Below are 18,023 nucleotides of genomic sequence, written 5' to 3' on the forward strand. Positions count from 1 at the left end.
TTTTACACATCGGATTATCCGAAAACCGCTGCGCACTTTTCGGTCCGATGCGCTAGACTATGATAGTTTGCGCGCGCGGCAAATATCGTAAGTCTGCTCCCAAGGACGCAGGCGCTCGAAGGCAGCACTCACCGCCAGCACATCGGCATCGGCGTAGCGTTTGCCGATGATCTGCATGCCGACCGGCATGCCCTTGGCGAGGCCGGCCGGGATCGACGCCGCCGGATTGCCGGTGAAGTTGATCGGGAAAGTGAGGCACCAGCCGATGAGCCGGTTGACCTTTTCGCCCGCCACCGTCTCCGGTCCCAGCGTATTGCCGTCCTTGGCATTGGTGACCGGCAGGCAGCCTAGCGTCGGCGAGATCAGAATGTCGTGATCGGCGAAGACATTCTGCACCGCGTCATAGATCTCGGTGCGCACGATCTGCGCCTCGTTGAGCGCCGCCGCCGTCATGTCCTTGTAACGGTCGAACCAATAGAGATATTCGGGCGGCAGGTCGGCGCGGTGTTTGCCGAGAAGATCGTAGCCCGCCGCCTTCAGGCTGGCGACGCCGCTCACATTGAGCGGCATGATGATCTGGCACCACAGATCGGACAGCTCCATATGCGAGCGTTTGATGCCGAGCTTGACGTCGGTGATGACGGCGCCCGCCTCGCGCAGCGCTTCTACCGCCTTGCGTGTCGTTTCGGCGACTTCCGGATCGACCGGGAAGACATCGAAATTGGGACTGTAGGCGATGCGCATGCCCTTGATCGGGCGATCGAGCGCGCCGAGGAAGTCCACCGTCTCATCGAGCGCGTAAGGATCGCGCCGGTCATAGCCGGCGAGCGCCGTCAGCGCCAAGGCGGCGTCCTTCACATTGCGGGTGATCGGGCCCTCGAAGATGAAGGGCGTCTCGGCCGAAAAAGCATTGGGCCGGTTCCACAAAGGCAGGCGCCCGAAAGCAGCCTTGTAGCCATAGACGCCGCACCAGGAGGCCGGGATGCGGATCGAGCCGCCGCCATCGGTGCCTTCCGCCAGCGGCAACAGGCCGTCGGCCACCGCCGCGGCGCTGCCGCCCGACGAGCCGCCGGGATTTTTCGTCGTGTCGAAGGGATTGCCGGTCGGCCCGAACAGATAATTGTCGGTGACGCCGCGAAAGCCCATGACCGGGCTGTTGGTCTTGCCGACGATGATGGCGCCACCGCGCTGTTCGATGCGCTCGGCGAAGGGACAGGTGAAAGGCGGCTTGAAGTCCTTGAGCGCCCGGATGCCGCCAAGCGTCGCCGGCCAGCCCGGCTTGAAATCGAAGAGATCCTTGATCGCCACCGGCACGCCATGAAGGGGGCCGAGCGTCTTGCCGTCCATCACTGCCTGCTCGGCCGCCTTGGCGGCCTTGCGGGCCTCTTCCGGCGCCAGATGCACCACCGCATTGAGGCTCGGATTGCGTGTCTCGATGCGTTTGATGAAGTGGTCGACCACTTCGACCGGTGAAAGCTTCTTGGTCTTGATCGCCTCAGCGATGCTGCCCGCCGAAGCATAAGAGAGATCGTCGCCCGCCATGGTTCCTCCGCATATTAGTTTAGGACTGCAATCTTAGCCGTCGTTCGCCATTCGACACAATGCGCCAACGCATATCAGGCATACGTCCGGCCGGCTGGAAAGAACTGGCTTTGGCCCACTCCGATACGTCATTTTTGGTGCTGTCACGGTGCACCGCATCACCGCATTGTGACACGGGAAACGAAATACGGACCAGGAAATGATCGATCTTTATTATTGCGGCACACCCAACGGTCTCAAGATGAAGCTGTTCTTCGAGGAGACACAGCTTCCGCATCGCGTCATCAAGGTCGATATCGGCAAGGGCGAGCAGTTCAGGCCGGACTTCCTTAAGGTTTCGCCCAACAACAAGATCCCGGCTTTGGTCGACCACGCCCCCGTCGATGGCGGCAAGCCGATCGCCCTGTTCGAATCGGGCGCCATGCTGCTTTATCTTGCCGACAAGATCGGCCGCTTCCTGCCGAAGGACCTCAGGGGCCGCAACGACGTGATCAAGTGGCTGTTCTGGCAGATGGGCGGGCTCGGCCCGATGGCCGGCCAGATCGGCCACTTCAATGTCTATGCGCCGGAGAAAGTGCCTTATGCGATCGACCGTTATGCGCGCGAGACGACCCGGCTGTACAAGGTGCTGGACAGGCAGCTCGCCGACCGCGACTTCATCGCCGGCGATTATTCGATCGCCGACATGGCCTGTTATCCCTGGATCGTCCCGCATAAGGGCCATCTCCAGTCGCTCGACGATCACCCGCATCTCCAGCGCTGGTTCGAGACCATCGCGAGGCGCCCGGCAGTGATCAGGGCCTATGCCGGTATTCACGATTCCTATTCGTCGCCGAAACCGATCTCGGCGGCGGAGCGCAAGATTCTGTTCGGGACGCAAACCGCTTCATGAACACTGAGACGCTGGCTTTGGAGAGAGCCGCAAGCCGCTCGCCGGTTCTGGCGCAGATGCTGCTCTGCTCCTTTCTCTGGGCCACCTCCTTTCTCCTGATGAAGCTGATCGGCGCCGATCTGGCGCCGCTGCCGCTCACCGCCTTGCGCGGCCTGATGGGCGGCGGCCTCCTGGCGCTCTGGGTCATGTGGCGTGGGCAACCCGTCCTGCCCAAGGGGCGCGAATGGCGCGATTGGGCGGTGCTCGGTCTGCTGCAGGGCCTCATCCCCAACACGCTCACCGCCTATGCACTGACCCAGATCGCCGCCGGCCTCACCTCGATGATGCAGGCGACGGCGCCTTTGATGGTGGCAGTCCTCGCGCATTTCCTCTTCGCCGATGAGCGCCTCAGCCCCAGGCGTCTCTGCGGCGTGCTGGTCGGCTTCGCCGGCATGGCCGTCCTGATCGGGCCTTCGGGCGACAGCCTGCAGTCGGGCAGCTTTTGGGGACCGCTCGCGATGATCGTCACCGCCGTCAGCTATGCGCTCGGCTCCCTCTATGTGCGCTCCATACCCGTCGCCGAGCCGGCGCGCCTGGCATTGGGCCAGCAGGCTTTCTCCGGCATTCCGGCCACACTCGCCGTTCTGGTGTTCTTCGGGCCGCAAGCCTTCGCCGCCGCGCCCGAGCATCTGCTCGCCTTGTCGGCGCTCGGCATCTTCGCCACCGCGCTGCCGATCGTGCTGTTCATGAGCATTCTGCGCCGCGCCGGCCCGACACTCGGCTCGATGAACGGCTATCTGACGCCGGCCTGGACGGTGCTGCTCGGCTTTCTCGTCCTCGGCGAGACGACAAGCCTGCATGAAATCGCCGGCGGCATCATCGTTCTGCTCGGTGTTCTGCTGGCCAATGAAAGACGGCCCATCCGGCCGAAATGACGGCGCTCACTTGCCCGGCATCACCAGGAGCTCGCGCGGCAGGCGGTTCATCGAAACCGGTCCGTCCTCGGTGATCAGGAACTGGTCTTCGAGATTGTAGCTCGCCAAGCCTTCGACATAGAGCGGGATCTCATAGGCCAGCACCATGCCGGGCTCGATCTCGACCGCGCTGTCGGCGGCGATGAACGGCCATTGCTCGGAGAATACCGAATAGCCGACGCCATGGCCGAAATGCCCGCGGCGATAGGAGGCAAGGCCCTCGCGCGCCAGCCACTGCGTTGCCGCATCATGGACTTGCGACAATTTCCTGCCAGGCCTCAATTGCGCCAACCCCGCCTCGAAAGCGCGCTCGGCGATGGCGTGCAGCTCACGCTGATCGGCGCTGGGTGGGCCGAGCACGAAATTCCGCGACATGTCGGATGCGTAGCCATTCACCGTGCAGATCATGTCGGCCTTGATCGGGTCTCCCACTTCCAAAGGCATGTCCGCCGCTTTGGCATTGGCGCCGACGGTGAGATATTCGGCGGTCGAAATCTGTATCCCCTGGGCGCTCGCCGCCTCTCCAGCACCTTGGCGATAGAGCGCGACAAGATCGGCTTGCCGCATGCCCGGCCGCGCGCCGTCCTTGAGCCGGATCATCCCCGCCTCCGAAAAGGCGAGGCCCTGCCGCAGAAGCTCGATCTCGCGCGCCGACTTCACGGCACGCAGTTGCTCGAAGACCGGCGAGCCGTTGACGATGATGCAATCCGGCAGCAAGGACTTGATCGCCTCGAGATCGGCGGCGGGAATGAAATCGAGATCGAAGCCGATCCGCGCGCGGCCGAGCCCATAGTCGGCGAGCAACGTCTTCAGCTGGGCCATCGAGCGGGCGAGATCGAAAGTCGCCGGGCGCGTGAAATCAGGGGCGCGGCCAAGCGCCCTGAGACCGGCTTCGATACGCGCACCGAGCGGCGCTGCCGCTTCTGCCTCGGGCAGCCTGGCCGTCTCTATCCAGATCGGGTGAGTCAGCACGCGGTTCGCGGGCGATTGCGCCTGCTTTGCATTGAAGTCGGCGATGATGACGCCGATCGGCAGGCTCGCATCGCGGCCGATGACGCCAAATCCGGCCCCGGCGCGCCGGAACAGGCCGGCCGGCCCCATGGGCGCGCCGGTGGCATAATGGAAAGATTCAGGCTCGCACAGGACCAGGGCATCCATGCCAGCTCCCGCGAGCAGCCGCGTCGCACGTTCCCTATCCACAAAACCAGTCATCACGTCATGCTCCGAAAGGATCAAAAAGAAGACAATAGCAGATTCTCATGCGTCTTCAGGCCCGCCCCCGTGTGGTATCGAGCCTTCTGACGACCAGGGAGCAGGGAATGCTGATCAGGAGGAAGATGACCGCCACCAGCGTATAAGGTTCGTTGTAGCGATAGGTCTTGCCGGCGATATCCTGCGCCGCCCCGAAGAGCTCGATGATCGTGATCGCCGCGAGAATAGGCGTCTCCTTGAACATGCCGATCAGATAATTGCCGAGCACCGGCAGTACCGGCCTGATCGCCTGTGGTGCGACGACCAGCACCCATTTGTGCCAGAGATTGAGGCCGAGGGCATCGGCGGCTTCGAACTGTCCCCGCGGAACGGCGCCGATGCCGGCGCGATAGATCTCGGCGGTGAAGGCGGAATAGTGGATCGACAAGCCCAATATGCCCGCCGCCAGAGCATCGATCGTGATGCCGAAACCCGGCAGCACGTAAAACACGAAATAAAGCTGCACCAGCAGCGGCGTGTTACGTACGACATAGACGAAGACGCGGGCGAAGAGGCGCAAGACGAGCAGGCGCGAGCGGTTGGCCGCGGCGACGACGGCGCCACCGACCAGCGCCCCGGCAAAACCGCCGAAAGTCGCGATCACCGTCACCACCGCGCCCTTGAGGAGGATCGGCAGGATGCTGAGCGCGAAGCCGAAATCAAACGGCATTGGACTTTCCCCGCCGAGACCGGCTGGCCCATTTCTCCGCCCAGGACACGAAAAGATTGAGCGGCGTGTTGATGAGGAGATAGATCAACAGGATGATCAGCCAGACCAGCGAGGTCTCGCCTGTCGCGGTGATGAGATTGTGCCCGGTCTGGGTGAGATCGGTGATGGTGATGAGAGAGACTAGCGCGGTCGCCTTGGCGATCTCGATGGCGAGATTGCCGAAGCTCGGCAGCATGATCATCAAAGCTTGCGGAAGGATGACGCGCGAGAAGGTGATCCAGCGCGGCAACGACAGGCTCAAGGCCGCCTCGATCTGCCCTTTGCCGATGCTCTTAATGGCGGAGCGCACGATCTCGGAGCCATAAGCGCCGAGATTGAGCCCGATCGCCAGGACCGCCGTCGCCTCGGCGCTGAGGCGCACATCATGCAGCGGCAGGATGAAATAGAAGAAGAACAGCTGCACGACCAATGACGTGCCGCGGAAGATCTCGAGGAAGACCAGGGCCGCGACACGGATGGCGGATATGGCCGAAAGCCGGGCCGTTCCGACGACGAAGGCGACCAAAATCGCCGCGACGAGAGACATCGCGGCGATCTCGAGCGTGACCAGGGCGCCCTGCGCGAGGAGCGGCAGGAGCGCCCCTGCCCTGGTCAAGACATCGACGACGTCCGTCACGTTCCGGCGCAGATCTTGTCGGCGGTGATGGCGAGGTCGGGCAGATCCTGCGCGACGAAGCCGAAAGGCTTCAGGATCTCGACGAGCTTGCCCAAGCTGTGCAAGGCGGCGATCTGCTCATTGAGGGCGGCGATGAAGTCCTTGTCCTCCTTGCGGAAGCCGAGCGACTGAAAATTGAGCAAGGGCTTGCCGTCGGGGCCTTTGGCAATCGTGAAAGGCTCCACGCGCTCGACCTCGTTGCCGCCGTTCTTGGCGATGAGCTCGCCGAGCTCGAGGGCCGGATAGTAGATCGCATCGACACGCCCGGCGCGCAGGCCCGCCATCGCCTCGACATCGCGCGAGAACAGCACGATCCGGTCGTCGGGAATGCCGGCCCGGTGCAGGTCCTCCACTTGCGCGGTGCCGACCTGGCTGCCGATCTTGAGCGTCGGCGAGGCGGCGATATCTTCGAGCGAATGGATCTTGTTCGGATTGCCGGCGGGTGCGGCGAGGACCGTGGCGATCTGCGTCAGCGGGTTGGTGAAGGCGATGCTTTCGCAGCGTTTGGGCGTCACATACATGCCGGCGCCGATGATGTCGAAGCGGCTTGCCATGACGCCGGGCACCAGCGCCGAAAACTCGCTCACGCTCGCCTCGATCTGCGTGATGCCGAGCGGCGCCAAAGCGGCGCGCAGTACCTCGATGATGGCGCCCGTCAGCTTGCCGTCGACCTCGATATAGGCATAGGGCTTCTCATTGGCGAGACCGACGGTGATCTTGCCCGTCTCCTTGGCGGTTTCGAGCGTTGAGGCTGCCTCGGCCAGGGGAAGTGACGCGAACAGCGCCGTCGCCAGTGCCGCATATTTCAATCGAGCCAGTTTGCCGGTCATGCCGTTTCCTCCTTGTGTTTTCTTGGAAGCCCGCCGCCCAACGCGAAGTCCATGGCGGCCTTGGAATGGAGCCAGGTCGTGTCGAATACGGGAATGTTGAAATCGTCCTGCCCGATCAGCATGGTGATCTCGGTGCAGCCGAGGATCACGCCGTCGGCGCCCTGCTGGCGCAGCCGCGCCACCTCGGCCACATATTGACGTTTGGACTCCGGCTTGACGATGCCTTCGCACAGCTCCTCATAGATGATGCGATGGATCGCCAGGCGCGCCGTCTCCTCCGGGATGATGGTGGGGAGGCCGTGCGCAGCCTGCAGCCGGCCGCGATAGAAATCGCGCTCCATGGTGAAGCGGGTGGCGAGCAAGGCCGGATGGCGCGATGGCGAGTGGCGGATGGCGGAGGCCGTCGCATCGGCGATGTGAATGAGCGGGATCGCAACCGCCGCCTCGATGCGCTCGGCCAGGAGATGCATCGTATTGGTGCACAGAACCAGCGCCGCGGCGCCGGCTTTTTCGAGATCACGGCCGGCCGCGACGAGAATGTCGGCAAGCCCGTCCCAGTCGCCGCTGTGTTGACGTTCGGCAACCTGGGCGAAATCGAGCGAGCGCAGGATGAGATCGGCCGAATGGAGATCGCCCAGCCTTTGCCGCGCGATCTCGTTCATATGCCGATAATATATCGCCGTGCTTTGCCAACTCATTCCACCGATCAAACCAAGCTTCTGCATGACAACTCCTCTTTCCGGCACCGTAGAGCTTGGTGACGCCACCAAACAATGTTATTGATTGAGTGATAGCCTAGAGAATTGTGTGGCATACAATGTGGACACCCAAGCTTCAGCCCTCGGCGGGCCCCAAATACGCCGCGCTGGCGCAGGCCATCGCCCAGGCCGTGCGCGCCGGCGAATTATTGCCGGGCACCCGCCTGCCGCCGCGCCGCACCGTTGCCCGTCGCCTGAAGATGAATCTCTCCACGGTGTCGAAGGCCTATGACCTCGCCGCCGAGATGGGGGTCGTCGCGGGCGAGGTCGGCCGCGGCACTTTCGTGCGCATGTCATCGGTTCCCGAGCGCATCCCCTGGCCGAAGACCGGCGGCGCCGGCGCGCTCGATCTGAGCTCCAACTTCCCGTTTCCGTCGGTGGCGCGCGAGGAGCTCAGCCAGACCTTTACGGCGCTCGAATCCCTGCCCTTCTCCGCCGACCTGCTGCGGTATCATCCGAGCAGTGCCCATCCCGCCCATCTCGCCGCCGGCGCCGCCTGGATGAAGTCGCTAGGCGTCGAGGCCGCCGCCGAGCGCGTCTTGATGACATCGGGCGCCATCCATGGCGTCTTCGTGTCGCTGCTCGCCGTCGCGCGGCCGGGTGATCTGGTGCTGCTCGAGGAGTTGACCTCTCCCGCCGTGATCGGCGCCTGCCGCACCCTTGGCCTGCGCGTCATCGCCTTGCCGCTCGACCAGCACGGTGTCCGCGCCGAGGCCTTGGAGGCGATCGCCACGCGCGAGCGCCCGAAAGCGATGGTCCTCGTCCCCAATCTGCAGAATCCGACACTCGGCATCCTGCCGGAAGACCGCCGCCGGCAGATTGCCGAGATCGCGCGCAAGCACAATCTGATCATCATCGAGGATGATGTTTACGGCCCCCTTCTCAAGCCGGCGGAACGTCCGGCACCGCTTGCGGCCTTCGCGCCCGAGCGCACCTGCTTCTGCACCAGCCTGTCGAAATCCGTGGCGCCAGGCTTGCGCGTCGGCTTCCTGCTGGTGCCGCCGTCGCTGCGCGCCGATACGTTGAACGCCATCAGGGTTTCGACCTGGATGACCTCGCCTTTGCTGGGCCAGATCGCCGCCAACTGGATACTCGATGGAACGGCGAAGAAGCTCGTCGAGCGGCAGCGCGCGATCACGCTGCGGCGCCAGACCATGGCCCGCCGCATCCTCGCTGGTTTCGACATCATCACCCATGATGCCGGGCTGCATCTGCTCCTCCGCCTGCCCGAGCCGTGGCGCTCCGAGCAGTTCTCAACTCATATGCAGCAACAGGGCGTGGCGGTGCTGCCGAGCTCCGAAATGTCGGCCGATCCGGGCGGCCGGCAGAATCTCGTTCGCCTCAGCCTGTGCACGGTCGACACCGAGGAAGCGCTCCAGTCGGCGCTTTCCAGCTGCCGGACCGTTCTTCTCGGCGGCTGATCTTCTCCAAATCCCTGCAAGCGGAAACATCATGGCAAATGACGCATTTCACCTGAACGACATCTCGGTCGCGACACTGCTCGAGCGCCAGAGCCTCAAATGGCGCCGCTATGAGCCGGATGTCATTCCACTCTGGGTCGCCGACATGGATTTTCCCGTTGCCCCGTGCGTGCAGCGTGTGATGGAGAAGTCCACCGCCAAGGGCGATTATGGCTATGCGCTGCGCGACGGCGATCAGCCCGCGATGGCGGCGAGCAAGGCCTTTGCCTGCCGCATGGAGCAGAAATTCGGCTGGCGCGTCGATCCGGCCGACACGCTCGTCATCAACGATCTCGTGCAGGCTCTGTTTGCCTCCGTGATCGCCTTCACCGATCCAGGCGATGCCGTCGCCATGCAGACGCCGATCTACCCGCCCTTTCGCGATGCCGTCCGCGACACCGGCCGGCGCATCGTCGCCAATCCGATGCCAGATGACGGCCGGCGTTTTGTCATCGATGCCAAAGATCTTGCCGAACGACTGGACGGCAATGTGAAGCTGCTCTTCCTGTGCAACCCGCATAATCCGACCGGCCGGGTGCTCGAGCGTGCGGAGCTGGAGAAGCTCGCGCAGCTGGCGGCCGAGAAGGATCTCATCGTCATTTCGGACGAGATCCACAGCGATATCATCTTCGACGGCCGCCGCCATATTCCCTTTGCCAGCATCTCAGACGAAGCTGCGTCGCGCACCGTGACGCTCACCTCCGCCACCAAGAGCTACGGCTTTGCGGGCTTGCGCTGCGGCGTCGTCCATTTCGGCTCGAAATCCCTGAAGCAGCGCTTCGAGGCGCGCATCCATCCGCGGCTCCTGGGCACGCCCGGCGTCACCGGCATCGATGCGACGGTGGCGGCCTGGACGAGCGGCGAGCCGTGGTTTGCCGGCGCGCTGGATCATCTCCAGTCGAATCGCGACGAGCTCATCGCCACGATCGGGCGCGACCTGCCCGAGGTGAAAGTCCGCTCACCCGAAGCAACCTATCTCGCCTGGCTCGATTTCTCCGCCCTCGATCTAACCGAGACGCCTTACGACTTCTTCCTGAACAAGGCGCGTGTCGCGCTGAGCCCCGGCGCCGCCTTCGATCCGGCCTGCGAGCGCTTCGCGCGGCTGAATTTCGCGACGACGCGGCCGATCCTCGCCGAAGCGCTGGCGCGCATGGTGCGCGCGGTGCGCGGCCGGAGCTAGTGCTGCCGCGGGAAGCCGTGCCGATCGGACAGGAGCGCCAGAATACGCTCGATGTCACTCGCAAATCGCTTGCCGTTGGCCACGGGGAGATCGGCCGGCGCATCGCCGGACAGGATGAGCACCGGCAGGCTTTGACTGTCCTCGCCGATCTCGGCGATCACCTGCCGGCGCGGACGCGGGAAAGCGACGCGCTCGACATCGAGCTGCGCCGCAAGCTCGGGAAAGCTCCGCAGCAGGCCCTCGACCCGATTGCAGGACGGGCAGACGAAGCGTTGTCCGGGTCTTTCCGCATCGCTGAAACCCGGTTCGATCAGATAAAGCTTGTCGCGCGCCATGATATCTCCCATCATCTTCCGATGTACCGCAGAATAGGAAGCCGGACCAAGCGCTGACAAGGCGATTGCGGGGCATCCTTTCAAAAGAAATGTATGGTCAGTCTTCGCCACCGGTGATGAGCCGGGCGCCGCGCGCGAAGGAGAAATAGGCGACGACCCAGTCGAGAAAGACGATGATCCGGTTGCGGAAGCCGATCAGGAACCAGATATGGGCGAAGCACCATACGACCCAGGCGAAGAAGCCGGAAAGCCGGAAGCTGCCGAAATCAGCGACAGCCGATTTGCGCCCGATCGTCGCGAGATTCCCATAGTTGCGATATTTGAACGGCCCGACCGGCCGCTGCGCGATCCGGGTGATGATGGCGCGCGCCGCATAATGGCCCATCTGCTTGGCGGCGGGCGCAATACCTGGCGCCACCACGCCATTTCCGTCGGTCACCGTCGCGGTGTCACCGATCACGAAGATATTCTCTAAGCCGGCCGGGTGCAGCATCGCATCGACGACGACGCGGCCAGCGCGGTCGCTGTCAACCTTGAGCCACCTGGCGGCTGGCGACGCTGTAACGCCCGCTGCCCAGATGATGGTGCCGGCGCCGATGCGGCTGCCATCCTTGAGATCGATGCCCGTCGCATCGACGCCGGTGACGGCGGCGCCCGTGCTGACTGTGACGCCGAGCTTCGCCAGCTGCTCGGCCGCCGATTGCGAGAGGCTTTCCGGAAAGGCGGACAACACGCGGGGACCTGCCTCGATGAGGATGATCCGGCTTTCGGTCGGATCGATATGACGGAAATCGCGCCGCAAGGTGCGGTGCGCGAGCTCGGCGATGGCGCCCGCCATCTCGACGCCGGTCGGCCCGCCGCCGACGACGATGAAAGTCAGCAGCCGGCGGCGCTCGGCCTCGTCCGTCGCCGTCTCCGCTTTTTCGAAGGCCAGCAGAATCCGCCGGCGGATCTCGGTCGCCTCGTCGATCTGCTTGAGCCCGGGGGCGAATTCCTCCCATTGATCATTGCCGAAATAAGCATGCCGGGCGCCAGTGGCGACGATCAGATAATCGAAGGGCAGCCGGCGCGTCGCGGTCACCACTTCATGCTGGAGCGGATCGATATCGACGACCTTGTCCATCAGGACGGTGACGTTCTTCTGGCGCGCCACGATGCGCCGGATCGGCGAGGCGATCTGCGCCGGTGAAAGCCCGGCGGTCGCCACCTGGTAGAGCAAAGGCTGGAACAGATGGTAGTTGTGCTGGTCGAGCAAGGTCACATCGACGGGTGCCTTGCGCAGCGTTATGGCCGCCGTCAGCCCGCCGAATCCGGCACCGATGATGACGACCCGAGGCCGCTTCGAGAAACCGGGATTGTCGCTCAACACTTCACCCTATCGCTGGTTTCGCGAAGGAGAATGAGCGATCGGCTGCGGCTAAGCAACCTGTAAGGACACTAAAGCCTGTTCCCTCATTTCCCCTTCTCCCGCTTGCGGGAGAAGGTGCCCAGTAGGGCGGATGAGGGTGTTGGTTCAGTTCACGACAGCTCGTCAGGAGAATAAGACAGTAAGCCTCAACACTTCCCATACTTGCGATTTTACAGAAGCTGAGAGAACACCCTCATCCGGCCTTCGGCCACCTTCTCCCGCAAGCGGGAGAAGGGAAAGTCAGCCTAATGGAGAGATGCTGGGTGCTGAATTTACCCACCGGCAATGCGCGGCAGGAGATACACTTCGGCATTTTCCGGGATTCGTTCATCCCACGAATCCCGGAAGATGCGTCCATTGATGGAAACGGCGATGCCGCGTTTGATATGGGGCTCGAGACCGGGATATTCGGTCTCGAGCTTATTGAACAAACTGCGGATATTGCCGGCCTCGACCTCGACGGCCTCCGTGCCCCCGGCGGCCGCCCTGAGCGACCCCCAGAGCACGACTTTGACCATCTAGTGTCTCGAATCCGAAGTTCGCACTACAGCGCCGCACCTTCCGAGCGAACTTCGGATTCGAAAGGACACTAGTAAATTTATAGTTCTAGTGTGCTTTTGAACGCGAAGTTACTGTCGGCACGTGTGGCCAGATTTCAGGAACTTCGCGTTCAGCACACTAGGCGGCCTTCGCCTTCGTTTTCGCCTGGTCGTCGAGCGCCTTGAGAATGCGCGGCGGCGACATCGGGATATGCGTCATGCGCACGCCCGCGGCGTTGGAGACGGCATTGGCGATCGCGGCCAAGGGCGGAACGATCGATGTTTCGCCCACGCCACGCACGCCATAGGGATGGTTCGGATTGGGAATCTCCAGAATGACCGTATCGATCATCGGCAGGTCCGAGCAGACCGGGATACGATAATCGAGATAGCCGGCATTCTGCAGCCGCCCGTCCTTGCCGTAGACATATTCCTCGTTGAGCGCCCAGCCGATGCCTTGCGCGGCACCGCCCTGATACTGGCCCTCGACATAGGACGGATGGATCGCCTTGCCAGCATCCTGGATCACCGTATAGCGGATGATCTTGGTGGCGCCGGTTTCCGGATCGAGCTCGACGTCGCAGATATGAGTGGCGAAGCTGACACCCGCGCCGTCGGCCACGAACTCATTGTGGCCGGCGATCGGACCGCCGGTATTGCCGGCGGCCGCCGCGATCTCCTTGAGCGAGAGCGGCGGGAAGTTGCCGGCATTGGCGCCGGCGGGCTTCGCGTGGCCGTCTTCCCAGGTGACTGCTTCTTCCGGGATATCCCACATCTTGGCGGCGCGCTGGATGAGCACCTTCTTGGCATTGCGCGCGGCGATCACCGTGTTCATGCCGGAGGAGAAGGTCACGCGACTGCCGTCGCTCATGTCGTTGTGGCCGAGCGAGCTCGTATCCGCCACGACGCAGCGCACATTCTCATAAGGCACGCCCAGCTCCTCGGCGGCGATGAGCGCCATGGAGGCGCGCGAGCCGCCGACATCGATCGTGCCGACCGATACGTTCACCGAGCCGTCGGGCGTGACGTTCAGTGACGTGGAGGTCTGGCCGCCGAAATTGAACCAGAAGCCGCAAGCCATGCCGCGTCCCTGATTCTTCTTGAGCGGCGCCTTCATATGCGGGTGGTTCTTGGCCGCTTCGAGCGTCGGGCCGATGCCGATCGGACCATAGGTCGGGCCGTAGGAGGATTTGGTGCCCTCCTTGGCGGCGTTCTTGATGCGGAACGCGACCGCATCCATGCCGATCTTATGGGCAAGCTCGTCGACCACGCTTTCGACCGCGAAGGCGGCCATCGGCGCCGAGGGTGCGCGATAGGCGGCGACCTTCGGCCGGTTGACCACGACTTCATAGCCGACCGTCTTCACGTTCTTGAGGTCGTAGCAGGCATAGGAGGTCATGGCGCCGAGCTCGGCCCACATGCCGAGGAACGGGCCGCCCTGATAGCGCAACGTCGCGGTGGCCGCGGTGATGCGGCCGTCCTTGGTGGCGCCGATCTTGACGTCGATCGAGGTCGAGCTCGTCGGACCCGAGGCCTTGAACACCTCATCGCGGGTCATCACCAGCTTGACCGGCCGGTTGGCCTTGCGCGACAGCGCGAGCGCCAGAGGTTCGGCCCAGACATGGGTCTTGCCGCCGAAGCCGCCGCCGATCTCCGACGCCGTCACGCGCAGCTTCGCGGCATCGAGGCCGAGAAGCGTGGCGCAGGTATTGCGATAGACGAAGTGGCCTTGCGTGCACACCCACATCTCACCCTGGCCGTCGGACCCGAGATTGGCGAGGCAGGCATGCGGCTCGATATAGCCCTGATGCGTCTGCTCGGTCTTGAAGCTGCGCTCGACGATGACATCGGCCTCCTTGAAGCCCTTCTCGACATCGCCATGGCCGAATTCGGTCCGCTTGGCGACATTGGAGGCCTTCGTCGGCTTGGGCTCGACGCCGTCGGTGAACATTTTCGAATGCAGCACCGGGGCGCCGGGCTTCACCGCCTCGTCGACATCGGTCACATGCGGGAGGATCTTGTATTCGACATTGATGAGCTTGAGCGCCTTGCGCGCCGTCGCGGCATCGACCGCGGCAACGGCGGCCACCGCGTGGCCGTCATAGAGCGCTTTCCCGCGCGCCATGCAGTTGACCAGGATGTCGTACATCCCGGCATCGCCATTGGTGAGATCGGGCAGATCGGCGCTGGTGATGACCGCCTTCACGCCGGGAAGCTTTTCGGCTTTCGACGTGTCGATCTTGACGATCTTGGCATGGGCATGCGGCGAGCGCAGCACGCGGCCCACGAGCTGGCCCGGCGCGGAAACATCGGCACCGTAGCGGGCGCGGCCCGTCACCTTGTCGAGGCCGTCGGGACGCAGCGGACGGGTGCCGACGACTTTGAACTTCTGGCCGGTAAAGTTGGTGTCATAAGCCATGGATCAGGCTCCTCTCATCTCACGGGCGGCGTCCTGCACGGCGCGCACGATCTTGTCATAGCCGGTGCAACGGCAAAGATTGCCGGCGAGTCCGAAGCGGATTTCCTCTTCGGTCGGGTTGGCATTTTTCTTGAGGAGTGCGCGCGCCGCGATCAGGAAACCGGGCGTGCAGATGCCGCACTGAAGAGCGGCATGCTCGATGAACTTGCGCTGCAGCGGGTGCAGCTTGTCGCCATCCGCCATGCCCTCGATGGTCTCGATCTTGCGGCCTTCCACTTCGGCGCCGAGAACGAGGCAGGAGCAGACGAGCTCGCCATCGACGGTGACGCTGCAAGCGCCGCAATCGCCGGTGCCGCAGCCTTCCTTGGCGCCGGTGAGGCCGAGACGGTTGCGCAGCACATCGAGCAGCGGCTCATCCGGATCGCAGACGAATTCGGCCGGATCGCCGTTGACGGTGGTGGATACGTGAACGCCAGCCATATTATTTGCCTCCTGCGCGCTGATACGCGATTTTTGCAGCCCGCTTTGCCAGCACGCCTGCGACTTTGGTTCTGAATTCGATGGTGCCGCGCTTGTCGTCGATCGGCGAGCAGGCGGCCGAGCACGCGGCGGCGAGCTTGTCGAGCGCCGCATCGTCGAGCTTGCTGCCGATGATCGCCTTGGCGGCGGGCGCCACGAGCAGCACGGTCGGCGCGACCGCACCAAGCGCCACACGGGCTTCCTTGACCACGCCCTTGGCGTCGAGCACGAGGCTGACGCCGGCCGACACCACCGCGATGTCCATTTCGGAACGCGGGATGAAGCGCAGATAGGCGTCACCGGCGCGCGCCGGACGCTTCGGCAGCAGCAGTGATTCGACGATCTCGCCCTTGGCGAGGCTGGTGCGGCCCGGTCCCGTCGCGATCTTCTCGACCGGAACGGTGCGCTTCTTCTTGGGGCCGACGATCACGGCCTGGGCGCCCGCGGCGACCAGCGCCGGCACGCTGTCGGCGGCGGGCGAGGCGTTGCAGAGATTACCCACCATGGTGCAGCGGCCCTGCACCTGCTTGGAGCCGATGAGGTTGGCCGCTTCGACAACTCCGGGCCAGGCCTTCTTGACGACGCTGGCGCCGAGCTCATTGCCCGATACCGCGGCGCCGACCTGGAAGCCGGAGGCTGTCTTCTTGATTTCGCGCATGGCCGGAATGCGCTTGATGTCGACGATGAGATCAGGCTCGACGAAACCACCCTTCAGGCGGACGAGGAGATCGGTTCCTCCCGCGAGGATGGCTGACTTGCCTTTTTCTTTCGTGAGGAGGGTAACCGCGGCCTTGGTCGAGCTGGGTGCTTCGTATCGCATAAATCCTATCCACCTGGGTTGCTTGCGTGCGGATCACGCTGGAACGTTCAGGGCTTGGAGAAAGCACCGCCCCATTCCGAAGCGCGATTGTCATCCACCAGCCCCTTGGCCGTCAATACAAGCCGGCGAAGATTGCGTGTGGTGAGACTTTTCGTCCGACGGATACGCTGCAAGAATGCACTACGACATGTCATTGCTGCATCACGTACCCGGTTTTCTTACGACATTGTCGGATGAAAGCGAGCGATCAGTTTGAACGGCTCCGCTACCGCCTCGAAGTCTGCATCTTCCGTGAAGATTTCAGGGACAACTGATTCTCACTTGTTTTTATATTTTATACAATGTACAAATCTGAAAAACTGAGCTTTACGAGCTAAGTCATGGCAAAATCTACATTTTTCTGTATCGACGGGCATACTTGCGGCAATCCGGTCCGCGTGGTTACGGGCGGCAGCGTGCCGCGGCTCGCCGGCGCCACCATGTTCGAGCGCCGTCAGGATTTTCTGAAGCGCTATGACTGGATCCGCACCGGACTGATGTTCGAGCCGCGCGGCCACGACATGATGTCGGGCTCGATTCTCTATCCGCCGACACGCGAAGATTGTGACGTCGCGATTCTCTTCATCGAAACCTCGGGTTGCCTGCCGATGTGCGGCCACGGCACGATCGGCACCGTCACCTTCATTCTCGAGCAAGGTCTCGTCACGCCGAGGACGCCGGGCGTTCTGAAGCTCGACACGCCGGCGGGTCTCGTCGAGGCGCATTACGAGAAGAACGGCGATATCGTCGAGCGTGTGCGCATCGTCAATGTCCCCTCTTTCCTGCTGGGCCGCGGCTACACGGTCACGGTCGAAGGCCTGGGCGAGCTCACCGTCGATGTCGCCTATGGTGGCAATTTCTACGCCATCGTCGAGGCACAGGAGAATTATCGCGATCTGGCCGACGTAAAGCCGGCCGACATACTGCGCTGGTCGCCCAAGCTCCGTGACGCCTTCAATACCCGCCACAAGATCGCGCATCCGGAGAATCCAGCGATCGACCGCCTGACCCATGTGCTGTGGACCGGCAAAGCGCAGACGGCTGAAGGAACGGCCCGCAACGCCGTCTTCTATGGCGACAAGGCCATCGACCGCTCGCCTTGCGGCACCGGCACCTCGGCGCGCATGGCGCAGCTCGCCGCCACCGGCCGGCTCGGCGACAAGGACGTCTTCGTCCATGAATCGATCATCGGCTCGACCTTCAAAGGCCGCATCGAAGGCCGCGCCAAGGTCGGCGGCCTTGACGCGATCATCCCCTCGATCGAAGGCTGGGCCCGCATCACTGGCTTCAACACGATCTTCCTCGACGACCGCGATCCCTATGTGAAAGGCTTCCAGGTCGTCTAGAGCGACAGGCTGACCCGCCCGCCGAAGACGCGGTAGTGATCGACATTGGGCGGCCGCTCGACGAGAAAGCGATCATCTTCCGGGTAATAGCGGGCGACTTCCGGCGCATCGCCGGCAAAGGCCTTGATCGCCTCCATCGATTCCCACCAGCTCAGCGTCGTGACCTCGCTGACACCGTCGCCCAGCGCGCGCATGATGATCTGGAAGCCGAGATTTCCGGGCGTGCGGCCGTAATCGACGGCGCCCGTCCGGTTGAAGTAGACGAGATAATCGTCTTCATCGGCGGTCCTGAGGCGCCCACTCCAGCGGCGCAGTATGATCTTCGCAGTCATGGCGTCCTCCTTGGG

At 63.4% G+C, this 18,023-nt stretch carries 18 protein-coding genes; 5 read left to right on the forward strand and 13 right to left on the reverse strand.

Annotated features, from left to right (window positions below):
- Positions 1 to 57: 57 nt before the first annotated feature.
- Positions 58 to 1,542, reverse strand: a complete 1,485-nt coding sequence (locus tag JHL16_RS16400) for an amidase (RefSeq protein WP_200185956.1) — start codon at positions 1,540 to 1,542, stop codon at positions 58 to 60.
- Positions 1,543 to 1,741: 199 nt separating this feature from the next.
- On the opposite strand from JHL16_RS16400, the gene JHL16_RS16405 reads away from it, so the two are divergent.
- Together JHL16_RS16405 and JHL16_RS16410 are read left to right on the forward strand one after the other, a co-directional pair.
- A complete protein-coding gene (locus JHL16_RS16405; protein WP_200185957.1) occupies positions 1,742 to 2,434 on the forward strand; it encodes a glutathione binding-like protein in 693 nt (230 codons plus the stop codon).
- On the forward strand, positions 2,431 to 3,348 hold the full coding sequence (locus JHL16_RS16410; protein ID WP_200185958.1) for a DMT family transporter: 918 nt from the start codon (positions 2,431 to 2,433) through the stop codon (positions 3,346 to 3,348). Before JHL16_RS16405 ends, JHL16_RS16410 begins: the two co-directional genes overlap by 4 nt.
- Before the next feature lie 6 nt (positions 3,349 to 3,354).
- Here JHL16_RS16410 and JHL16_RS16415 read toward each other — a convergent pair whose 3' ends face one another.
- The 5 genes from JHL16_RS16415 to JHL16_RS16435 are packed head-to-tail and all read right to left on the reverse strand — an operon-like array spanning position 3,355 to position 7,578.
- Positions 3,355 to 4,599 (reverse strand): M24 family metallopeptidase, encoded by a 1,245-nt coding sequence (locus tag JHL16_RS16415; protein WP_200185959.1) that lies wholly within the window; start codon positions 4,597 to 4,599, stop codon positions 3,355 to 3,357.
- Between the two features lie 55 nt (positions 4,600 to 4,654).
- Positions 4,655 to 5,308 carry an ectoine/hydroxyectoine ABC transporter permease subunit EhuD gene (gene ehuD / locus JHL16_RS16420; RefSeq protein ID WP_200185960.1) on the reverse strand — a complete coding sequence of 218 codons (654 nt, stop codon included), beginning with the start codon at positions 5,306 to 5,308 and terminating at the stop codon, positions 4,655 to 4,657.
- Positions 5,298 to 5,984 (reverse strand): ectoine/hydroxyectoine ABC transporter permease subunit EhuC, encoded by a 687-nt coding sequence (ehuC, locus tag JHL16_RS16425; RefSeq protein WP_348647221.1) that lies wholly within the window; start codon positions 5,982 to 5,984, stop codon positions 5,298 to 5,300. The genes ehuD and ehuC overlap by 11 nt, the downstream gene beginning before the upstream one ends.
- Positions 5,981 to 6,853: an ectoine/hydroxyectoine ABC transporter substrate-binding protein EhuB gene (gene ehuB / locus JHL16_RS16430; protein WP_200185961.1), complete on the reverse strand. Its 873-nt coding sequence runs from the start codon at positions 6,851 to 6,853 to the stop codon at positions 5,981 to 5,983. The genes ehuC and ehuB overlap by 4 nt, the downstream gene beginning before the upstream one ends.
- Complete coding sequence (locus tag JHL16_RS16435; protein ID WP_200185962.1) at positions 6,850 to 7,578, reverse strand: aspartate/glutamate racemase family protein; 729 nt, start codon at positions 7,576 to 7,578, stop codon at positions 6,850 to 6,852. Before JHL16_RS16435 ends, ehuB begins: the two co-directional genes overlap by 4 nt.
- Positions 7,579 to 7,670: 92 nt before the next feature.
- Between JHL16_RS16435 and JHL16_RS16440 the strand changes: the two genes are divergently transcribed.
- Both JHL16_RS16440 and JHL16_RS16445 read left to right on the forward strand, forming a co-directional pair.
- Complete coding sequence (locus JHL16_RS16440; RefSeq protein ID WP_200185963.1) at positions 7,671 to 9,032, forward strand: aminotransferase-like domain-containing protein; 1,362 nt, start codon at positions 7,671 to 7,673, stop codon at positions 9,030 to 9,032.
- Between the two features lie 31 nt (positions 9,033 to 9,063).
- A complete protein-coding gene (locus tag JHL16_RS16445) occupies positions 9,064 to 10,251 on the forward strand; it encodes a MalY/PatB family protein (RefSeq protein WP_200185964.1) in 1,188 nt (395 codons plus the stop codon).
- Here the strand turns inward: JHL16_RS16445 and JHL16_RS16450 are convergent.
- The 6 genes from JHL16_RS16450 to JHL16_RS16475 form a co-directional block, all read right to left on the reverse strand.
- Entirely contained in the window at positions 10,248 to 10,586 is a 339-nt protein-coding gene (locus JHL16_RS16450) for a DUF3088 domain-containing protein (RefSeq protein WP_200185965.1), read from the reverse strand. The two genes, JHL16_RS16445 and JHL16_RS16450, sit on opposite strands and share 4 nt — an antisense overlap.
- Before the next feature lie 97 nt (positions 10,587 to 10,683).
- The gene (locus tag JHL16_RS16455; RefSeq protein ID WP_200185966.1) at positions 10,684 to 11,955 is read right to left on the reverse strand and encodes an NAD(P)/FAD-dependent oxidoreductase; all 1,272 of its coding nucleotides are present in this window, start codon (positions 11,953 to 11,955) and stop codon (positions 10,684 to 10,686) included.
- Positions 11,956 to 12,266: 311 nt separating this feature from the next.
- Positions 12,267 to 12,512: a MoaD/ThiS family protein gene (locus tag JHL16_RS16460; RefSeq protein WP_137856204.1), complete on the reverse strand. Its 246-nt coding sequence runs from the start codon at positions 12,510 to 12,512 to the stop codon at positions 12,267 to 12,269.
- A gap of 160 nt (positions 12,513 to 12,672) precedes the next feature.
- Positions 12,673 to 14,952 carry a xanthine dehydrogenase family protein molybdopterin-binding subunit gene (locus tag JHL16_RS16465; RefSeq protein WP_200185967.1) on the reverse strand — a complete coding sequence of 760 codons (2,280 nt, stop codon included), beginning with the start codon at positions 14,950 to 14,952 and terminating at the stop codon, positions 12,673 to 12,675.
- Between the two features lie 3 nt (positions 14,953 to 14,955).
- Complete coding sequence (locus JHL16_RS16470) at positions 14,956 to 15,432, reverse strand: (2Fe-2S)-binding protein (RefSeq protein WP_137856202.1); 477 nt, start codon at positions 15,430 to 15,432, stop codon at positions 14,956 to 14,958.
- A 1-nt stretch (position 15,433) separates the two neighbouring features.
- Positions 15,434 to 16,291: an FAD binding domain-containing protein gene (locus tag JHL16_RS16475; protein ID WP_200185968.1), complete on the reverse strand. Its 858-nt coding sequence runs from the start codon at positions 16,289 to 16,291 to the stop codon at positions 15,434 to 15,436.
- A gap of 380 nt (positions 16,292 to 16,671) precedes the next feature.
- Here JHL16_RS16475 and JHL16_RS16480 point away from each other — a divergent pair, with 380 nt between their 5' ends.
- The gene (locus tag JHL16_RS16480) at positions 16,672 to 17,676 is read left to right on the forward strand and encodes a 4-hydroxyproline epimerase (protein ID WP_200185969.1); all 1,005 of its coding nucleotides are present in this window, start codon (positions 16,672 to 16,674) and stop codon (positions 17,674 to 17,676) included.
- Here JHL16_RS16480 and JHL16_RS16485 read toward each other — a convergent pair.
- A complete protein-coding gene (locus JHL16_RS16485; RefSeq protein ID WP_200185970.1) occupies positions 17,673 to 18,008 on the reverse strand; it encodes an antibiotic biosynthesis monooxygenase family protein in 336 nt (111 codons plus the stop codon). The genes JHL16_RS16480 and JHL16_RS16485 overlap by 4 nt on opposite strands.
- Positions 18,009 to 18,023: the final 15 nt, after the last annotated feature.

The sequence above is a fragment of the Taklimakanibacter albus genome, assembly GCF_016595235.1.
In the GTDB taxonomy this organism is placed as follows: domain Bacteria; phylum Pseudomonadota; class Alphaproteobacteria; order Rhizobiales; family Aestuariivirgaceae; genus Taklimakanibacter; species Taklimakanibacter albus.